The organism is Rhodoplanes sp. P11 (genome assembly GCF_964266735.1).
Taxonomy (GTDB): domain Bacteria; phylum Pseudomonadota; class Alphaproteobacteria; order Rhizobiales; family Xanthobacteraceae; genus Rhodoplanes; species Rhodoplanes serenus.
Genome location: NZ_CAXWGY010000001.1, coordinates 678,966 through 697,218 on the forward strand (window position 1 = coordinate 678,966; position 18,253 = coordinate 697,218).

At 69.8% G+C, this 18,253-nt stretch carries 15 protein-coding genes; 10 read left to right on the forward strand and 5 right to left on the reverse strand.

The features are described 5' to 3' along the window. Window positions 1-130 precede the first annotated feature (130 nt). From ACFQUV_RS03070 to ACFQUV_RS03085, 4 genes are all read left to right on the forward strand, one after another. Entirely contained in the window at window positions 131-919 is a 789-nt protein-coding gene (locus ACFQUV_RS03070) for an SDR family oxidoreductase (protein WP_111385240.1), read from the forward strand. Then, window positions 909-2,576 (forward strand): thiamine pyrophosphate-binding protein, encoded by a 1,668-nt coding sequence (locus tag ACFQUV_RS03075; RefSeq protein ID WP_129607677.1) that lies wholly within the window; start codon window positions 909-911, stop codon window positions 2,574-2,576. The genes ACFQUV_RS03070 and ACFQUV_RS03075 overlap by 11 nt, the downstream gene beginning before the upstream one ends. 34 nt (window positions 2,577-2,610) lie before the next feature. After that, on the forward strand, window positions 2,611-2,943 hold the full coding sequence (locus ACFQUV_RS03080; RefSeq protein ID WP_111385242.1) for a cupin domain-containing protein: 333 nt from the start codon (window positions 2,611-2,613) through the stop codon (window positions 2,941-2,943). Between the two features lie 128 nt (window positions 2,944-3,071). Further along, window positions 3,072-4,259 carry a diaminopropionate ammonia-lyase gene (locus ACFQUV_RS03085; RefSeq protein ID WP_129607676.1) on the forward strand — a complete coding sequence of 396 codons (1,188 nt, stop codon included), beginning with the start codon at window positions 3,072-3,074 and terminating at the stop codon, window positions 4,257-4,259. A 245-nt stretch (window positions 4,260-4,504) separates the two neighbouring features. Here the strand turns inward: ACFQUV_RS03085 and ACFQUV_RS03090 are convergent, their stop codons facing one another. Genes ACFQUV_RS03090 through ACFQUV_RS03100 form a run of 3 tightly spaced genes read right to left on the reverse strand, consistent with a single transcriptional unit; the run spans window position 4,505 to window position 8,297 of the window. Beyond that, window positions 4,505-6,937 carry a xanthine dehydrogenase family protein molybdopterin-binding subunit gene (locus ACFQUV_RS03090; protein ID WP_129607675.1) on the reverse strand — a complete coding sequence of 811 codons (2,433 nt, stop codon included), beginning with the start codon at window positions 6,935-6,937 and terminating at the stop codon, window positions 4,505-4,507. Beyond that, complete coding sequence (locus tag ACFQUV_RS03095) at window positions 6,934-7,434, reverse strand: (2Fe-2S)-binding protein (RefSeq protein WP_207211356.1); 501 nt, start codon at window positions 7,432-7,434, stop codon at window positions 6,934-6,936. The genes ACFQUV_RS03090 and ACFQUV_RS03095 overlap by 4 nt, the downstream gene beginning before the upstream one ends. Continuing rightward, window positions 7,431-8,297, reverse strand: a complete 867-nt coding sequence (locus tag ACFQUV_RS03100) for a xanthine dehydrogenase family protein subunit M (RefSeq protein WP_129607674.1) — start codon at window positions 8,295-8,297, stop codon at window positions 7,431-7,433. Before ACFQUV_RS03100 ends, ACFQUV_RS03095 begins: the two co-directional genes overlap by 4 nt. Window positions 8,298-8,551: 254 nt before the next feature. Here ACFQUV_RS03100 and ACFQUV_RS03105 point away from each other — a divergent pair, with 254 nt between their 5' ends. The 6 genes from ACFQUV_RS03105 (at window position 8,552) to ACFQUV_RS03130 (ending at window position 14,895) form a co-directional block, all read left to right on the forward strand. Then, complete coding sequence (locus ACFQUV_RS03105; protein WP_165363764.1) at window positions 8,552-9,571, forward strand: TRAP transporter substrate-binding protein; 1,020 nt, start codon at window positions 8,552-8,554, stop codon at window positions 9,569-9,571. Window positions 9,572-9,654: 83 nt separating this feature from the next. Next, complete coding sequence (locus ACFQUV_RS03110; protein WP_129607672.1) at window positions 9,655-10,656, forward strand: TRAP transporter substrate-binding protein; 1,002 nt, start codon at window positions 9,655-9,657, stop codon at window positions 10,654-10,656. A 2-nt stretch (window positions 10,657-10,658) separates the two neighbouring features. Further along, a complete protein-coding gene (locus ACFQUV_RS03115) occupies window positions 10,659-11,240 on the forward strand; it encodes a TRAP transporter small permease (RefSeq protein WP_129607671.1) in 582 nt (193 codons plus the stop codon). Window positions 11,241-11,245: 5 nt separating this feature from the next. Continuing rightward, complete coding sequence (locus tag ACFQUV_RS03120; protein WP_111385249.1) at window positions 11,246-12,559, forward strand: TRAP transporter large permease subunit; 1,314 nt, start codon at window positions 11,246-11,248, stop codon at window positions 12,557-12,559. 80 nt (window positions 12,560-12,639) lie between these two features. Further along, window positions 12,640-13,911 (forward strand): ArgE/DapE family deacylase, encoded by a 1,272-nt coding sequence (locus tag ACFQUV_RS03125; protein ID WP_129607670.1) that lies wholly within the window; start codon window positions 12,640-12,642, stop codon window positions 13,909-13,911. Between the two features lie 87 nt (window positions 13,912-13,998). Beyond that, a complete protein-coding gene (locus ACFQUV_RS03130; RefSeq protein WP_129607669.1) occupies window positions 13,999-14,895 on the forward strand; it encodes a GntR family transcriptional regulator in 897 nt (298 codons plus the stop codon). Window positions 14,896-14,956: 61 nt separating this feature from the next. Here ACFQUV_RS03130 and ACFQUV_RS03135 read toward each other — a convergent pair whose 3' ends face one another. After that, on the reverse strand, window positions 14,957-16,387 hold the full coding sequence (locus ACFQUV_RS03135; protein ID WP_129607668.1) for an amidohydrolase family protein: 1,431 nt from the start codon (window positions 16,385-16,387) through the stop codon (window positions 14,957-14,959). 153 nt (window positions 16,388-16,540) lie between these two features. Next, window positions 16,541-17,767 (reverse strand): NRAMP family divalent metal transporter, encoded by a 1,227-nt coding sequence (locus ACFQUV_RS03140; RefSeq protein WP_129607667.1) that lies wholly within the window; start codon window positions 17,765-17,767, stop codon window positions 16,541-16,543. Between the last annotated feature and the right edge of the window lie 486 nt (window positions 17,768-18,253).

Genomic DNA, 18,253 nt, shown 5'->3' on the forward strand with positions numbered 1-18,253 from the left:
CCTGGGCGCGGCCGCCGCCAGCGGGTCGGCACGATGCAGAACGTATACAATCTCAGAATGATTGTCGACATAGTTTGACAGGTCGTGTGCGAGGTGTTACGCCGAGTCACCATGGAGGCGGGCGACACGCATGGATCTGGGACTGACGGGTAAGCGGGCTCTGGTCACCGCGGCATCGCGCGGCCTCGGCCGCGCATCGGCGCTGGCGCTGGCGGCCGAAGGGGCGAGCGTGGCGGTCGCGGGGCGTAACCCGGACGCCATGCAGGGCTTGGTGGCCGAGCTGCGGGCCGCCGGCGCCGCCGAGGCGATCGCGGTGCGCATGGATCTCGCTCGCGGCGAGACGTTGGCGCCTGCCGTCGACGAGGTGGCGGCGCGCCTCGGCGGGCTCGACATCTTCGTCGGCAACACCGGCGGGCCGGCATCCGGTCCGTTCCTGGATTTCCCGCGCGCCGCCTGGCAGCAGTCGCTGGACGAGACGCTGCTCGCCATGGTCGACCTCTGCCACGCCGTGCTGCCGCACATGCGCTCGCGCCGCTGGGGCCGCATCATCTTCGTCACCACCGTCGGCGTGAAGGTGGTGCAGCCCAACATGGTGCTGTCGGACTCGCTGCGGCTCGCCATCGTGGGGCTCGCCAAGTCGCTGTCGATCGAGTTCGCGCACGAGGGCATCCTGGTGAACTGCCTATGTCCGGGCCCGTTCGCCACCGACCGCATGAAGGATCTCGTCAGCGCCACCGAGGCGCGCGACGGTCGCGGGCGCGCCGCCGCCGAGACGGTGTGGCTGGAGGAGGTGCCGGTCGGGCATTTCGGCCGCCCGGAGGACTTCGGCGCCATGGTGGCGATGCTGGCGTCGGAGCGGTCCGGATTCACCACCGGGGTGGCGATCGCCCTCGACGGAGGCAAGTCCCGTGCGTACTGATCAGATCCAAGAGGCGGCCGGTGCCGGCACGGCGCCGTTCGATGGCGGCGCCGCGGTGGTCGACTGGCTGAAGACCGCGGGTGTCGCCCATGTGTTCTCGGTGTCGGGCGGGCCGATCAATGCCATCTATCGGGCCTGCACTCATCGCGGCCTGCCGCTCGTCCACGCTCGCCACGAGGCGGCCGCCTGCTTCATGGCCGAGGCGTCGTCGCGCGTCACCGGCCGGCCGGGCGCCGCAGTGGTGACGCTCGGGCCCGGCGTCACCAATGCGGTCACGCCGGCGCTGGTCGCCATGATGGCGGGCACGCCGCTGATCATCGTCGGCGCTCATGCGGCGACGACGACGCTCGAGCGCGGCGCCGGCATGTCCTACGAGGTGCTGCCGGCGATGCAGACGGTGACCAAGTGGGCCGCGCGGGTGACCGATCCGGCCCGCATTCCCGAGTATCTCGATATCGCCTGGCGCGAGATGTGGGCGGGCCGCCCCGGCCCGGTGTTCCTGGAGATCCCGACCGACATCCTCAACGCGACGGTCGATCCCGCGGTTCGTCGTCCGCGGCCGGCCGCGGTCGGTGCCGCCGCCGTCTCGGCCGCCGACACCGCCGCGCTGCATGCCCTGCTGGCACAGGCGAAGCGTCCGCTGCTGCTGCTCGGCGACGAGACCTTCTGGGACCGCTCGGACCGCCTCGTCGCGGCGATCGAGCGGCACGGCTTGCCATTCGCCACCCTGCGCCTCGCCCGCGGCATCGTCGACGAGCATCATGCCCAGTGGGTCGGTCCCGGTTACGCGCCGTGCAACGGCACGCTGCGCCGGGCGCTCGCCGAGGCCGACTGCATCCTGATGGTCGGTCATCACTTCGAGTTCGATCTGGAGTTCGGTGATACCGTCGGAGCGGACGCCCGCATCGTGCAGGTGTGCTCCGACCGCGCGCTGCTGCACAAGAATCGCCGCGCCGATCTGGCGATCCCGGCCTCCGCGTCGCAGTTCGTCGCGACGCTCGCCGAGGCGCCCGCGATGGCGACCGATCGCGCCTGGGCGTCGGGGCTCGCAGCCGCGTGGACAGAGGAGCGCGACGCCCAGCGGGGCGAGAGCGACAATCAGGGGCTGCATCCGATTGCCGCGGTCGATGCGGTGACGGCGGCCGCGCCGGCCCACACCATCTACGTGTCGTCGCACGGCAATGTCGACTTCTGGGCGGACGCACGGCTGCGCCTGCGGGCGCCCGGCCGCTACCTGCGGGCCGGCCAGTCCGGCGCGCTCGGTGCCGAGGTGCCATACGGGGCCGGCGCCAGCTTCGCGGACCCGGATGCGCCGGTCGTCGTGTTCGTCGGCGACGGCGGCGTCGGCTTCCACGTCGCCGAGCTCGACACGGCGGAACGCTATGGCCGCGCCTTCATCGTCGTGGTGCTCGACGACGAGTGCTGGGGCGCCATCGCGCTGCCGCAGGCCGGCGCCTTCGGCGAGACCTACGAGATGGCGCTGCCGCGCCGCGACTGGGGCAAGGTCGCCGAGGGCCTCGGCGGCAAGGGCTATCTCTGCACCGACCCGGCGGCGATCGATGCCGCGGTGCGCGATGCTGTCGCGAGCCGCAAGCCGGCGATCATCCAGGTGCCGGTGCGCAGTGTGATCAGCCCCTATATGGACTATATATCGTGAGGTCCGCTCCGGACCCCCGACGAGGAGCGTTGGAATGAAGATCTGGAAGAACGGGAACGACGAGGGCGTGACGCCGCCGAACCACTTCGGCGGCTTGAAGGTCCTGGACGTGGTTCCCTTCGCGGGCCGCAACTTCTGCGTCCAGGTCTCCAAGGCACCGCCGGGCGGCGGCGGCGAGCTGCACCACCACGACGATTGGGCGCAGGTGTTCTACGTCGCCGAGGGCGAGCTGACGTTCGAGACCGGGCGCGAGACCTTCACGTTGACCAAGGGCCAGGCCGTGCTGTTCGAGCCGGGCGATCCCCACTACACGATCAACAAGAGCAACACCGACAGCCTCAGCCTGGTGTTCACGATCAAGCAGTAGAAACGGCGTTTCCGCCGTCGTCGCCGGCGGCGCGGCACCCGGCCGCGCGTCCACGACGATGCTCTGCTCACCCCCGAGACGGCGCGCCGCTTTGCGGCGCGTCGTCGTGCGTTCAGGAAAGGTGCCGCATGACGCTGATCGAAAACAGGTCGCCGAACCGCAACAGTCCGCTCGGCGCCGACGAGGCGGCGATCGTCGGCGTGTCGGCGGTCGACGAGGCCCGGCGCTATCTCCCCGCATTCCCGGACTACCGACCGACGCCGCTGGTGGCGCTGCCGAGCCTCGCGCGCAGCCTCGGCCTCGGCGCCGTCGCGCTCAAGGACGAGAGCGGCCGTTACGGTCTCGGCAGCTTCAAGGCGCTCGGCGGCGCCTATGCGGTGGCCAAGCTGGTGCAGCGGCACGCCGCCGCGGCGCTCGGCCGTCCCGTCGCGCCCGCCGAGCTGACCTCTCCCGCGGTGCGGGCGGTGGCCGCCGGCCTCACGGTGAGCTGCGCCACCGACGGCAATCACGGCCGCTCGGTCGCGGCCGGCGCCGAGAAGTTCGGATGCCGCTGCGTCGTCTTCCTGCACGCCGGCGTTTCGGCCGGACGCGAGGCGGCGATCGCGCGGTTCGGCGCCGAGATCCGCCGCACCGCCGGCAACTACGACGAGTCGCTGGCGGAGGCCGACGCGGCGGCGGCGCGCGAAGGCTGGATTACCGTCTCGGACTTCGCCCGCGAGGGCTACGAGGAGATTCCGGGGCTCGTGATGCAGGGCTACACGCTGATGCTCGACGAGATCGTGCAGCAGTCGGAGAGCGATCCCACGCATGTCTTCGTGCAGGGCGGTGTCGGTGGCCTCGCCGCCGTGGTGGCCGGCTATTTCCTCGACCGGCTGAACGGGGCGCGGCCCCGCCTCGTCGTGGTCGAGCCGGCGCGGGCGGCGTGCCTTCAGGCGAGCGCCGCGGCCGGGCGCCGCATCGCCATCGACAGTGGCGAGCCGACCGTGATGGCGATGCTGGAATGCTACGAGCCGTCGCTGACCGCCTGGCGCATTCTGGAGAAGGGGGCGGACGGCTATCTCGACGTCGGCGACGACGCGGCGATCGCGGCACTGCGCCGCCTGGCGCGACCCGAGGCGGGCGACCCGGCGCTGACCATCGGCGAGTCGGGTGCAGCCGGCCTCGCCGGGCTGATCGCGGCGGCGAGCGACCCGCAGATGCGGGCGCGGCTCGGCCTGGATGCGGGCTCCCGGGTGCTCTTGTTCGGCACCGAGGGCGCGACCGATCCGGACGTCTACCGAGCGCTGCTCGACGGCGAGCCCGTGCGCGGCCACTGATACGAGAGCCAGCTGATCGATTCGGTGATCATTCCGGAAGCCGCGAAGCGGCTATCCGGAACCCCGCCGAAAGCTCCAAGTTTGCCGCTGGATTCCGGGCTCGCCGCTGCGCGGCGCCCCGGAATGACGGTGCACTGATCACCCGAAATCAGTATGAGCCCAGAAGAGCTTGGTCCGTCCTTTGATGGATGGCCGGGTCGCGGCCCGGCCATGACGAAGAGGGGCGAGAGCGGCGACGGCCAGCATCAGTCGCCGCGGTCCGTCTCCGCCGCTGCCCGGATGTCGGCCGCCAGCGTCCAGAGGGCGTTGGCGTTGAGCGGCGTCGCGCTCACCGGAACGCCGAGCGCATCGGCGACCGCGTTGGCGATGGCAGCCGGCGGCCCGATGGCGCCGCCTTCGCCGAGCCCCTTGGCACCGAGCGGCGTGCGCGGCGTCGGCGTCTCGATGTGATGCACCTCGATGTTCGGGATCTCGGGCGCCAGCGGCATCAGATAGTCGGCGAAGCTGGTGGTCAGCGGCTGGCCATCCTCGTCATAAACGAAGTGCTCGAGGATCGCCGAGCCGATGCCCTGGACGACGCCGCCGCGCACCTGGCCGTCGACGATCAGCGGGTTGAGGATGGTGCCGCAGTCCTCCACCACGACGAAGCGGCGCAGCCGCAGCTTGCCGGTGGCGATGTCGATCTCCACCACGGCGGCGTGCACGGCGTTGGAATACGTCCCGTCGGCCGGGCCGTCGAGGCTGCATTGCGCCTCGAGTCCCGGCTCCATGCCGGCCGGCATCTGATCGACATTGCGCAACGCGATGCGGGCGAGCCGCCGGATCTCGACGTAGCTGCCTTCGTTGCCGATCACGACGGCGCGGCCGCCGTGGAGCGCAATGCAGCTCGCGTCCGTCTGGAGCAGGTGGGCGGCGATCGCCTTCAGCTTGGCGGCGATCTTCAGCGCCGCCTCGTGCACGGCGCCGCCGCCGAGCGGGCCGCCGCGGCTGCCCCAGGTGCCGACCGAGTAGGGGGTCGTCAGCGTGTCGCCCTGGCGCACATGGACGTTCTCGGGGGCGACGCCGAGCGCATCGGCGGCGACCTGGGCCATCACGGTCTCGTGGCCCTGGCCGTGGTTCTGGAGACCGATATCGACGGTCACCTCGCCGTCGGGCTCCATCGTGACGCGCGCCGCGATGTAGCCGGTCTCGATCGGCACCCGGCGCCGCGTGAAGTCGGGCGTGCCGTGCGACGACTGCTCGATGAAGCAGGCGACGCCGACGCCGATCCGCGTGGTGGCCGACGCCCGCGAGGCGCGCGCCGCGGCGCGGTCCTCCGCGACGAGGTCGCGGACCCTCTCCAGCGCTTGCGCGTAAGAGCCCTCGTCGTAGGAGAAGCCGAGCGCGTTCTTGTAGGGAAAGGTGCGGACGACGTTGCGCAGCCGCAGCGCGATCGGGTCCATCCCGATTTCCGCCGCGATGTCGTCCATCAGCCGCTCCTGCGAGAACACCGCGGAGGGACGGGCGACGCCCCGGTAGGTGCCGAGCGGGCACTTGTTGGTGGCGAGCGCCCGGAAGGTCGCCGCGTAGGCCGGAATGTCGTAGGGGCCGGGCAGCACCTTGGCGGCCATACCGGGATCGCCGCCGGCGGTGAACGGGAAGGTCGAGTAGGCGCCGACATCGACCGTGATGTCGGCTTCGAGGCCGAGCAGCCGGCCGTCGGCCGCCACATAGGCGGTGAGCGTATGCAGGTGGTCGCGCGCATGAATGCTGGCGACCAGGTGCTCGCGCCGGTCCTCCACCCATTTCACCGGGCGGCCCGTCTTCAGCGCCAGCCAGGCGACCAGCACCTCCTCGACGAACACCTGGCCCTTGACCCCGAAGCCGCCGCCGACCTCCGGCGCGACGACGCGCAGGCGCGACTCGGGGAAGCCCAGCTCCTCGGCCAGATAGGTGCGCACGAGATGCGGGATCTGGGTCGACGACCACACGGTGAGGACGCGGTCGGCCGGATCGTAGGCCGCGATGACGCCGCGGCCCTCCATCGGCACGCCGGCCTGGCGCTGGTTGTAGTAGGTGCGGCGGATCACATGGGCGGCGGCGGCGCGTGCCGCGGCGAGATCGCCGCCCGCCATCTGCCGCTCGATATAGACGTTGCTGGTCCAGCCCTCGAACAGCGGCGGGATCGACGGGTCCTGCGCCTGCGCCATGGTGGCGACGACGGGCAGCGCCTCGTAGGCGACCGCGATCCGCTCGGCGGCGTCCTCGGCCACATAGGCGTCTTCGGCCAGCACGGCGGCGATCGGCTCGCCGACGAAGCGCACCACGCCGTCGGCCAGCAGCGGCTGCTCGGAGTCCTGCATGCGCCAGTAGCCTTGATGGCCGTCCGGCAGTGCGGCGCTCTTCGGGTCGTGCCCGGCGGGCGCCTTGATGGACAGGCCGCTTGTGTCTTGGCCGGTGAACACCCGGATCTCGGCGCCGAGATCCGAGAGCGCGCTGGTGTCGATGTCGGTGATCCGCGCATGCGCCGCCTGGGCGCGCACGAAGCCGAGATGCAGCATGCCGGGCCGGCGGATGTCGTCGAGATAGCGCGCCGCGCCGGAGAGCAGGCGGCGGTCCTCGACCCGTCTGACCCGCGCGCCGACGTGACGCGGACGATCAGCTCCGCCGATCTGGTGCCGGCGATCCGCAATCGTCATGGCTGAGCGCTCCCCGTCTCGATCTGCTCGGTGACGGCCCGGCGGACCGCCGCCACGATGCCGTGATAGCCGGTGCAGCGGCAGATGTTGCCGCTCATCGCCTCGCGGATCTCCGCGTCCTCCGGCACGCGGCGCTCGGCCACCATGGCATCGACGAACGGCGCCAGCGTCATCAGGAAGCCCGGTGTGCAGTAGCCGCATTGCAGGCCGTGCTCGATCGAGAACGCCTGCTGGAGCGGGTGCGTCGCGTCGACACCGCCGAGGCTCTCCACCGTGTGGATCGCCTTGCCGTCGCATTGAACCGCGAAGGTGAGGCAGGCGAGGCGCGGCGCTCCGTCGACATGGACGGTGCAGCAGCCGCAGGCGCCGTGGGCGCAGCCGACATGGACGCCGGAGAGCGCGAAGTCGTGGCGGAGCACATCGGCGAGCAGCCGGCGCGTCTCCACCCGCACCGTCCTGGCGGTGCCGTTCACCGTGAGGGTGATGTCGATCGTCATCGGCTCGCAGCCCTCGCGCAAGCGGTGTCGATGGCCCGTGCGGTCAGCTCGCCGATCAGGGCCTTGCGGTAGTCCGCGGTGGTGAGAAACGTGCCGACCGGGTCGATCGCGGCGGCGAGCCGGCGTCCCGCGGCGCGCGACTGCGGATCGGTGAGCGGCCGGCCGGACAGCATCATCTCGACCTCTGGCGCCCGGATCGGTCGCGGCTCGGCGCCCGAGCAGGCGATCGCCGCGGTGGCAATGCGTCCGTCGGCGACGGTGATCGACACGCCGACCGCCGCGATGGCGAAATCGCCACGCCGTTCGGCGAACTCGACGAAGGCGCCGGCGGAGCCGGCGGGCGGTAGCGGGAACTCGGCCGCGACCAGCATCTCGCCGGGTTGCAGCGCGGTCACGTAGGCGTCCTCGAAGAAATCGGCCGCCGCGATGCGCCGCTCGCCCGCGGTGCTGCGCACGATCATCACCGCATCATAGAGCATCGCCGCCAGCGCCAGCTCGGCGGTGGGATCGGCGTGCGACAGGCTGCCGCCGGTGGTGCCGTTCTGGCGGATGGTCGGATGGCCGATCCAGGTGACCGCCTCGTGCAGCGCCGGGAAATGGTGGGCCACGCGCGGCTCGGCGAGGTACTGCCGGTGGCGCACCAGGGCGCCGACCCGCATCGCCGTGTCGGTGAAGGCGATGTCGGCGAGCGGCAGGCCGCCGATGTCGACGAGATGCTCGGGCGCCGCCAGCCGCAGGTTCATCATCGGCACGAGGCTCTGGCCGCCGGCGAGCGGACGGCCGTCCTCGCCGAAGCGAGCCAGCAGCTCCAGCGCGTGATCCACGCTCTCTGCCTTGTGATAGCGGAAGCTGGATGGTCTCATCGGCGGCCCTCACCCGACGGCCGGCGGCGCAACGATGCAGCGGCGCGCACGGCTTTCCGACGATCGCAATGAACGATCATGCGGGAGCCTAGCGAAGCCAGAATTTGTATGCAACGTGAAAAGAATTGTAGACAGCATTGCATGCGAACCGTATCGTGCGGAAAACGGCCGGATGCCCGCCTGGGTGTCCGCGACCTCTAACAACAGCCGCGCCACGTCGCGGCATGGCAGGAAAACGCAGGGAGGTTGCCGCGATGGCGAGCAGGCGAGGTGTCACGAAACTCGGTTTGGCCGGGCTGGCGCTCGGTCTCGCGGTGCTGGCCGGTCCGCCGTCGGCGGAGGCGCAGCAGCGCGTCACGTTGCGCATGGTGGGCGCCTGGGCGCCGGGCGTGTCGCCCTATGCGGATGTCGGGCACAAGTTCAAGGATCTGGTCGGCGAGCTGTCGAAGGGTCGGCTGACCATTCGCTATGTCGGCGCCGAGGACGTGGTGCCGGTGTTCGATCAGCCCGAGGCGCTGGTCAACGGCGTGTTCGACGTTTGGTACGGCGCACCGAACTACTGGGCCGGCGTCATTCCGGGCGGCTACGTCACCGAGCTGTCGAGCTTCGAGGTCCCCGATCAGGGGCCGGGCAGCGCGCTGTTCGACTTCATGGGCGAGATGTACAAGCGGCGCGGCGTCCGCTACCTCGGCCACTACACCGGCGTGCCCGGCATCGGCTCGCACTTCCTGCACGCCCAGAAGGAGATCAAGGCGGTCGCCGATCTCAAGGGCCTCAAGGTCCGGGTGCCGCCGCTCACCCGCTATTTCGTGCAGGGGGTCGGCGCCGAGTCGGTGACGCTGCCGCCGAGCGAAATCTTCCTCGCCATGGATCGTGGCACCGTGCAGGGCTTCACCTGGCCGGTCGCCGACGGCTTCGCCAATTACGGCTGGCAGAACGTCACCAAGTTCATGATCGACCATCCGATGTACCGCAGCGGCACCGGCATCGCGATGAACCTGAAGAAGTGGGACGCGCTGCCGCCCGATCTCCAGGCCGTGGTGATGGACGCGGTGAAGCAGACCCAGGCGTGGACGCGCGACTGGTTCGCCGAGCAGCAAGGCAAGCAGATCGACAAGATGAAGGCCGGCGGCATGCGCATTCTGTCGATCTCGGACGAGGAGAAGCGCCGCTGGACCGAGGCCGCGCAGGAATCGCTCTGGAAGTATCTTCAGACTGTGATGACACCCGACGACTTCTCCAAGGCCGAGACGCTGCTGGAGCGCAAGCGCTGACGCCGCCGCCTGTGCGGGCTGCTGCCGTCGCGGCAGCGGCCCCGATTGCCTGCAACAACACGTCGCCGTCGAGGAGTCGTCTCGTGAATCGAAGGGTGTGTCTCGGGCTGATGGTCGCGCTCGGTGCGGCGACCTTGGCCCCATTGGAAACTGCCGCGCAGACCGTCACGCTGCGCATGGTCGGATCGTGGGCGCCGGGCTTCTCGCCGTCTGCCGATGTCGGCCACAAGTTCAAGGACCTCGTGAACCAGCACGGCGCCGGCAAGGTCGCCATTCGCTACATCGGCGCCGAGGACGTGGTGCCGCCGTTCGATCAGCCGGAGGCGCTGGTCAACGGCGTGTTCGATGTGTGGTACGGGGCGCCCAACTACTGGGCCGGCGTGGTGCCGGGCGGCGACATCACCGAGCTGTCGCCCTTCCTGGCGCCCGACGGCGGCCCGGGCAGCGCGCTGCATCAGTTCATGGTCAAGCTCTACGAGCGGCGCGGCGTGCGCTTCCTCGGCCATGCGGCCGGCGACCTCGGGGTTGGCACCCATTACATCACCACCCGCAAGCGTGTCGCCCGCATCGAGGATCTCAAGGGCATGAAGATCCGGGTGGCGCCGGTGACCCGCCACTTCGTCCAGGCCGCGGGGGCCGAGTCGATCACCCTGCCGCCGGCCGAGATCTTCCTTGCTATGGACCGCGGCACCGTCGACGGGTTCAGCTGGCCGGTGGCCGATGCGTTCACCCGTTACGGCTGGCAGAACGTCAGCAAATTCCTGATCGATCAGCCGATGTATCGCAGCGGCGTCAGCATCGTGGTCAATCAGCGGGCATGGAGCCGGCTGAGCAAGGATGCGCAGGACGTGCTGATGCGCGCCGTGGCCGAGACGCAGACCTGGACCCGCGGCTGGTTCGCCGAGAATCTCGACAAGCAGAAGGCGGCCATGCGGGCGGCCGGGATGGAGATCGTCACCCTGTCGGAGGCCGATCGTGACCGCTGGACCAAGGTCGCCAACGAGGCGCTCTGGAAATACTACGAAGGGGTGATGCCGAAGGATGTCTTCGCCGAGGCCGCCACCCTGCTGGAGCGGAACAGGTAGCCATGGCGACCGCATCGAACGAGCGAGACGGCATGACGCCCCCGCCGCCCCCGCCGCGCCGACGCATCGAGAGCGGGCTCGGGCGCGCCTTCGACATGCTGCTCAACGCCTTCGCGCTCGTCTCCGGCGCGCTGTTGGTCGCCATGATGCTGGCCACCGTGCTGCGCGTGGCGCTGCGGACCGTCTTCAACTACGGCATCCTGGGCGTCGATCAGGTCAGTGGCATCTTCATGGTCTACTGCGCCTTTCTGGGGGCTGCCTGGGTGTTGCGCCGCGACGGCCACGTCACCGTCGACATTCTGGTGGCGACGCTGCCGCCGCGGGTGCGGCGGTTCTTCGAGATCCTGGCCTCGGTGATCGGCGCCGTCGCCTGTCTCACCATCGCGTACTTCTCGGTGGTGGCGGTGCAGCTCTCGCTCCAGCGCGGCATCGTGGTGGCGGCGGAGCTGGAGATCCCGCGCGCCGTCAACCTGCTCGCCATCCCGGTCGGCTGCTTCCTGTTGGGGATCGAGTTCATCAGACGGGGCCTGCGTCTGTACCGCGGCGAGCTCGGCCCGCGCGACGCGCCGCGAATGGAGGCGTGAGCGCCATGGAGTGGTACACCTACCTGATCCTGTTCTTCGCCGGCCTCGGCGTCCTGATGATGATCGGGCTGCCGGTCGCCATCGCGTTCCTGGTCGTCAACATGACCGGCGTCTATTTCCTGTGGGGCGGCTTCTCGGGCTTCAACCAGCTCGTCCTCAGCCTCGACAGCTCGATCTCGACCTTCGTGCTGGTGCCGGTGCCGATGTTCATCCTCATGGGCGCCATGATGTTCCATTCCGGCATCGCCAGCCGGATGATCGAGGTCATCGACCAGTGGCTCGGCTTCATCGCCGGGCGGCTCGCCGTGCTGGCGATCGGCGCCGGCGCGCTACTCGGCACCCTCACGGGCGTCGCCATGGGCAGCGTCGCCATGCTGGGCTCGACCCTGACGCCGGAGATGGAGCGCCGCGGCTACGCCAAGTCCATGTCGATCGGGCCGATCCTGGCGAGCGGCGGCCTCGCCATCCTGATCCCGCCGAGCACGCTCGCCATCGTGCTGTCGAGCCTCGGCGGCTTCTCGGTCGCCAAGATCCTCATCGGCATCATCGTGCCGGGTGTGCTTCTGGCGCTGATGACGGTCACCTACATCGTCATCCGGGCGACCTTGCAGCCGCATCTCGCGCCGCCCTACGCGGTGGTGCGGGTGCCGCTGCGGCAGCGGCTGCGCGATGCGCTGGTCTATCTCTTGCCGCCGGTGTCGGTGATCGTCATGGTCATCGGCTTCATCTTCTTCGGCACCGCGACGCCGACCGAGGCGGCCGGCATCGGCACCTTCCTCACCTTCGTGCTGGCGGCCGCCTACGGCAAGCTGAACGTCGGGGTGCTGCGGCGCGGCATCGGCTCGGCGACCGAGCTGTCGGTGATGATCCTCGTCATCCTCACCGGATCGGCCGCCTTCAGCCAGCTCCTCAGCTTCTCGGGCGCCACCAGCGCCATCACCGAGCTGGCGATCGATCTGCCGGTTCATCCCATGGTGGTGATGATCCTGATGCAGCTCGTGGTGATGTTCCTCGGGCTGTTCATCGAGCAGACCTCCATCGTGCTCGTCACCATCCCGATCTTCATGCCGATCGTGAAGGCGCTCGGCTGGGACCCGGTGTGGTTCGGCATCATCATGATGGTGAACCTGGAGATGGCCACCATCACGCCACCCTTCGGCCTGTCGCTGTTCGTGATGAAGGGCATCGCGCCCAAGGGCACCACCATGGGGGATATCTACAAGGCCGCCGTCCCTTTCATCTTGATCAACGTGCTGCTGATGGGTCTGATGATGGCGGTGCCCGACGTGGTCCTCTGGCTGCCCAGCTTCATGCCGTGAGCGACGCGACGCCAGGCCCGCGTCGGATACCCCTCCGCCTCGACCCCCGTCATTGTCGATCCCGCCATTGGAGCATCAGTGTGAGCGCCGAGACCCGCCAGACGATCCTCGACCACATCGACCGCAACCGCGACAAGGCCGTCGCCTTCCTCCAGCAGATGATCCGCATCCCGAGCGTGACCGGCGACGAGGCGGCGATCCAGCGGTTCCTGGCCGATCACATGACCCGTGTCGGGCTCTCGGTCGACATGTGGGAGACCGATTGGGAGGCGCTGAAGGCGCATCCGGGCTATCGGCCGGTCGATCGCGGTTACGAGGGCCGCCCCAACCTGGTGGCGACCCTGAAGGGCAGCGGCGGCGGCCGCTCGCTGCTCCTCAACGGCCATACCGACGTCATCCCGGTCGGCAACGGCGAGGGCTGGAGCGACGATCCGTGGTCGGCCTCGATCAAGGACGGCCGCATCTACGGGCGCGGCTCGGCCGACATGAAGAGCGGCGTCGCCAGCCACATCCTGGCGGTCGAGTTCCTGAAGGAGCTGGGCATCCGGCTGCGGGGCGACGTTCACATCAATGTCGTCATCGACGAGGAGGTGTCGGGCCACGGCACGCTCGACACGGTGATCCGCGGCTACCGCGCCGATGCCGGCATCTCGGGCGAGACCAGCGATCTCGCGGTGCAGCCCGCCTGCATCGGCCGCATCTGGTTCGAGATCGCGGTCGAGGGCAAGCCGGCCGGCATCCAGAAGCGCTATGAGGGCGTCAGCGCCATCGATCTCGGCTACAAGCTGGTGCAGGCCGTCAAGGCGCTGGAGGATCAGCGGGTCGCGACCGTCAGGCATCCGCTCTATCCGCACGCCCTCGATTCGCTGCCCTGCATGATCGGCAGCTTCCAGGCCGGCAACTACCCCAGCGCTTTCCCGGCCACCGGCGTGCTCAAGGGCAGCATGGCGACGGTGCCGGGCGAGGACCACGAGGGCGTCAAGAAGAGCCTGGTCGAGCAGATCGCCAAGGCGGCGGCGGCCGACCCGTGGATGAAGGACCATCCGCCCGTGGTGCGGTTCGTCGGCTACGACGCGCAGGCGTCCGAGATCCCGCAGGACCATCCGATCGTCGACCTGGTCTGCCGGACCTATACCGAGATCACCGGGCGGCAGCCGCAGATCAGCGGACGCCAGGGCGCCGCCGACACCCGGTTCCTCAACCAGTACGGCGACACGCCGACGGTGATCTTCGGCCCCGGCTCGACCGCCGTGATGCACGCCAATGACGAGTATGTCGCCATCGACGACTATTTGACGGCGATCAAGGTGATGGCTCTGTGCATCTACGATTGGTGCGGCGCCGAGGCGTGAGGTCGGCAGGCCGGCGCGTCGCCTCGTCGAGATCGCCTCGCGAGATCGGCGCGCCGGACATGACCAACCAGACAGGACGGGCGTCGCATGCCGCGTGAGGCAGGGATCAAGGACGGAACCGGCAAGCCGGCGGCGCGCAGCAATGCGGACGGCGGCCGGGCAGCGCGCGCGCAGCCCGGCTCCAAGCGGCCCGGCTCCAAGCCGGCGGGCTCGAAACAGGCGGCCGCCAAGAAGCCGCGGACGCGCTCGGAGAACCTGGCCCAGCTTCTGGAGAGCGAGATTCTGAGCGGCGCCATCGCGCCGGGTGTGCGGCTCGACGAGCAGAGCCTGGCCACACGGTTCGGCGTGTCGCGCACGCCGGTGCGGGAGGCGCTGCGGCATCTCGCCTCCAGCGGCCTCGTCCAGATTCGCGCCCACCAGGGCGCCATCGTCAAGCAGCTCACGCTGACCGAGCTCTTGGAGATCTTCCAGGTGATCGCCGAGCTCGAAGGGCTCGCGGCCCGGCTCGCGGCACGCCGGATGAGCGAGGACGACAAGAACCGGCTCAAGCATATCCACGAGGTGTCGCTGCGCCACGCCCATGGCCGCGAGGAGCGGGCGTTCTTCGAGGAGAACAACCGGCTGCACGACCTCATCCTCGACGCCTCCGGCAACAAGTTCCTCATCGCCCGGGTGCACGAGCTGCGCTGCCGGGTGGAGCCCTATCGCCGCTACGTCACCCGGGTGGCCGGCGTGATGGAGAAGTCGGTCGAGGACCATGCGGCCATCATCGCCGCCATCGACAATCGCGACGGCGCGGCGGCGCATGACTGCATGCGCTCGCATCTGACCATGCTGGGGGCGGATGCCGGCGACTTTGTCGCGGTGCTGAGCATGATGGATCAGACCCGCGAGCTGTTCTCCGAGCAGGGGAAGGCGCCGGCGCGCAGCCCGCGGGCGCCGCGGCGCCCGCGCGCCACCCGGCCGGCCGACGCGGGCTCCTGAGCCCGCGGCGGTGAGCCGGCCGCCGGAGGGCGGCCGGACGTCGGTGTCGGGCGAGGCTGCGTCAGCAGCAGCCGAGGCGGGCCCCGTAGTAGCGCGCTACCGAGGCTTCGAGCGCCGGCAGGGCGGCGCGCAGGCCGCTTCGCTGGGCCAGCCCGGCCCGATAGGCGGCGGCCAGCTCCTTGTGGGCAGCCTCGAGGTCGACGCCGAGCAGCCGGCCGTCGCGCACCACAGTGCGGCCGGCGACGATCAGCCCCTTGACGTGGCGGCGGGTGGCGCGGGCGAACAACAGCTCGATCGGCGCCACCTCGTCGACCGGCGGCTCCTCCAGGGCAGCGCGATCGACGATCAGCAGATCGGCGGCGGCGCCTTCGGCGAGGCGGCCGCCCGCCGGCGCGCGGAGCGCCGGGCGGCCGTTCTCCAGCGCCAGCGTCAGCACCTGGGCCGGCGTCAGCTCGGTGTCGAAGCCCCAGCCGGCCTGGAGCGACCACAGGAGCCGGGCCTCGCGCAGCGCATCGTCATCCTCGTCGAAGGTCTGCCCGTCGAGCCCCATGGCCACCGTGCAGCCGCGGCGGACCATGTCGGCCACCGGGGCGATGCCGGAGCGCAGCATCAGATTGGACGAGGGATTGGTGGCGATGGTGCAGCCGGCCTCGGCCAGCAGGTCGAGCTCGTCGGGCCTGATCCACACGCAGTGGGCGACGGTGAGCCGCGGCGACAGGATGCCGATGTCCTTGAGCCAACGGACCAGCCCCTGCGGGAAGTTGCGATCGGCCCAGGCGCGCTGATAGCGGGTCTCGAACAGGTGGGTGGTGATGCGCCGGCCGGTGCGCGCCGATGCCTCCGCCAGCGCCTCCCACATCGCCTTCGAGCACCATTGCGGGCCGTTCGGCGCATACTGGACGTCGACCATCGGCGAGGCGATCCGCTCCGCCACGGCGTCGACCACGGCGATCTGCTCGGCGATCGGCTTCATCGGCCCGAGGAATCGCCCCTCGATCTCGGCTCGCGTCACCGGGTCGAGATCGGCCAGCACCGGGGCGGGATCGCCGTAGACCAGCGGGTTCTGGTCGCGCAGCGCCACCCCGAAGGCGATGCGGAGGCCGACATCCTTGGCGGCGCGGGCGATCTCGGCGGCTTCCGTCGGCAGATCGGTCAGGCCCATCGGGCGGGTGTGATGCACCATGGCGGCCGCCTGGCCGCCCAGCGCGGCCCGCGCGAACGGTGCGAGGGTCGCCAGATAGGGGTCGACCGCCGTGAACATCGCCAGCCGGTTGAGCCACAGCTCCAGCGGCTTGCCGAAGGCGCCGACGGCGCTTGGCGGCATCGGCCGCGCGTGGTCGTGCGCATTGGCGAAGGCCGGCATCACGATGACGTCGTCGGCCGGCGCGGTCGCCGGGTGAATGCGCGCGATGGTCTCGCCCTCGATCTCGATGGCGATGTCGCGCCGGCAGCCGCCGGCGTCCAAGGCGTGAGCCGCGATGATGGATGACATGTCGATCTCCTCGTGGGTTTTCGGGTGTGGGGGGCGGGGGGTGGCGGCGGAGGCCGCGGTGGGAAGGAAGGGCCGCTCGCGCAGGCGGACCTGCGCGAGCGCGACGACGAGGGCACCGACGGCCGCCCGGTGGGCGGTCGCCGGCGGGTCCGCCTACTTCCACATCGTCAGAAGCGCCGGCAGGGCGACGATCGCGGCGAACGCGGTGATCAGCACGGCGGCGATGCCGAAGGCGATCAGCCAGGTCGGGTGGTGGTAGTCGGCGCCGATGATCTTCTTGTTGCGGGCCGCCGCCAGGATGGAGGCGAGGATCACCGGCAGAACGATGCCGTTCAGCGTGCCGACCAGGACCATCACGGCGACCGGCCGGCCGATGGCGATGAACACCGCCGTCGACAGCACGATGAAGCCCATGATGGTGTAGGAGTTGTAGCGGTCGGCGGTCTTCCAGATCGAGCGCAGGAACGACACGCTGGTGTAGGCATTGCCGACCACCGAGGTGATGGCGGCCGACCACAGCACGACCCCGAAGGCATAGAGGCCGAACCGCCCGGCGGCCGACTCGAAGGCAGTCGCCATCGGATTCGACTTGTCGAGCACGACGCCCTGGGTGACGACGCCGAGCACCGCGAGGAACAGGATGGTGCGCATGAAGCCGGCGATCAGGATACCGAGCGTAGCGCTGTCGCTGACCTTCTTGACGTTCTCGACACCCGAGATGCCGGCGTCGAGCAGGCGGTGGGCGCCGGAGAACGACGTGTAGCCGCCGACCACGCCGCCGATCAGGGTGATCATCGGCATCATCAGGATCATGTAGTTGTCGGGCAGGACCGACTTCACCGCCACCTCGCCCAGAGGCGGCTGGGTGATGATCACCATGAACAGCACCAGGGCGATCATCAAGAAGCCCAGCGCGGTGGCGAGGCGGTCCATCGCGCGACCGATCTCCTTGGACGCGAAGATCACGAGCGCGACGCCGCACGAGATCATGGCGCCCCAGGCTTCCGGCAGCCCGAACAGCACGTTCAGGGCGAGGCCGGTGCCGGCGAGGTTGCCGATGTTGAAGGCGAGACCGCCCATCACGATCAGCACCGTGATGAACACGCCGAGCCCGGGCAGCACCGCATTGGCGATGTCCTGTCCGCGCATCCGCGACACGGCGACGATCCGCCAGATGTTGAGCTGCACGCCGATGTCGACGACGATCGAGAGCAGGATCGCGAACGCGAAGCTCGCCCGGAACTTGTCGGTGAAGACGGTGGTCTGGGTGAGAAAGCCGGGGCCGATGGCGGACGTCGCCATCAGGAAGGCGGCGCCGATCAGCGGCGATGTGAGGTTGAGCCGGAATTTCGGAAGTGGGGTGGTGCTGCTGCTGGTCATGGTGACGACAGTCCCCGTGGCGGTTGCCGCCACAACTGGGCGGGAGCCGATGTGCCGAGGCCGGCGATCGCCCTGGCGGCCGAACGGCGGCCGCCAGGGAGGCGGTCGGTGCCCTGGCGTCGGTCGCGGCCCCTGCCGCGGCGAGGCGCTCGGGCTGCCGATCGCTTCCGTCGGAGTGGTGACGAGCGGTGCCGGCGGGGGGAAGGTCGGTCGATCATCGCGGCGAGTCAACAAAATTTCGAAAAAAACAGTATCATACGGTATAGTACGATACAGGTAATATTAGGTACCGTATCCGCTACTCTACCGGACGTGCGCTATCGCAGATGCCATGCGTCCGTCCGTCGCGCCGCCCCACCGGCCCGTGGTCGGCCGAACGGAGCCGGGCGGTCTCGATCGACCGCCGGTCCGAATTGTCACGGAAGTTCAGGGTTTATGGGGTCCGGGCTCCGGCCTGGACGCCAGCTCGCCGTCGGAAATGCGTTC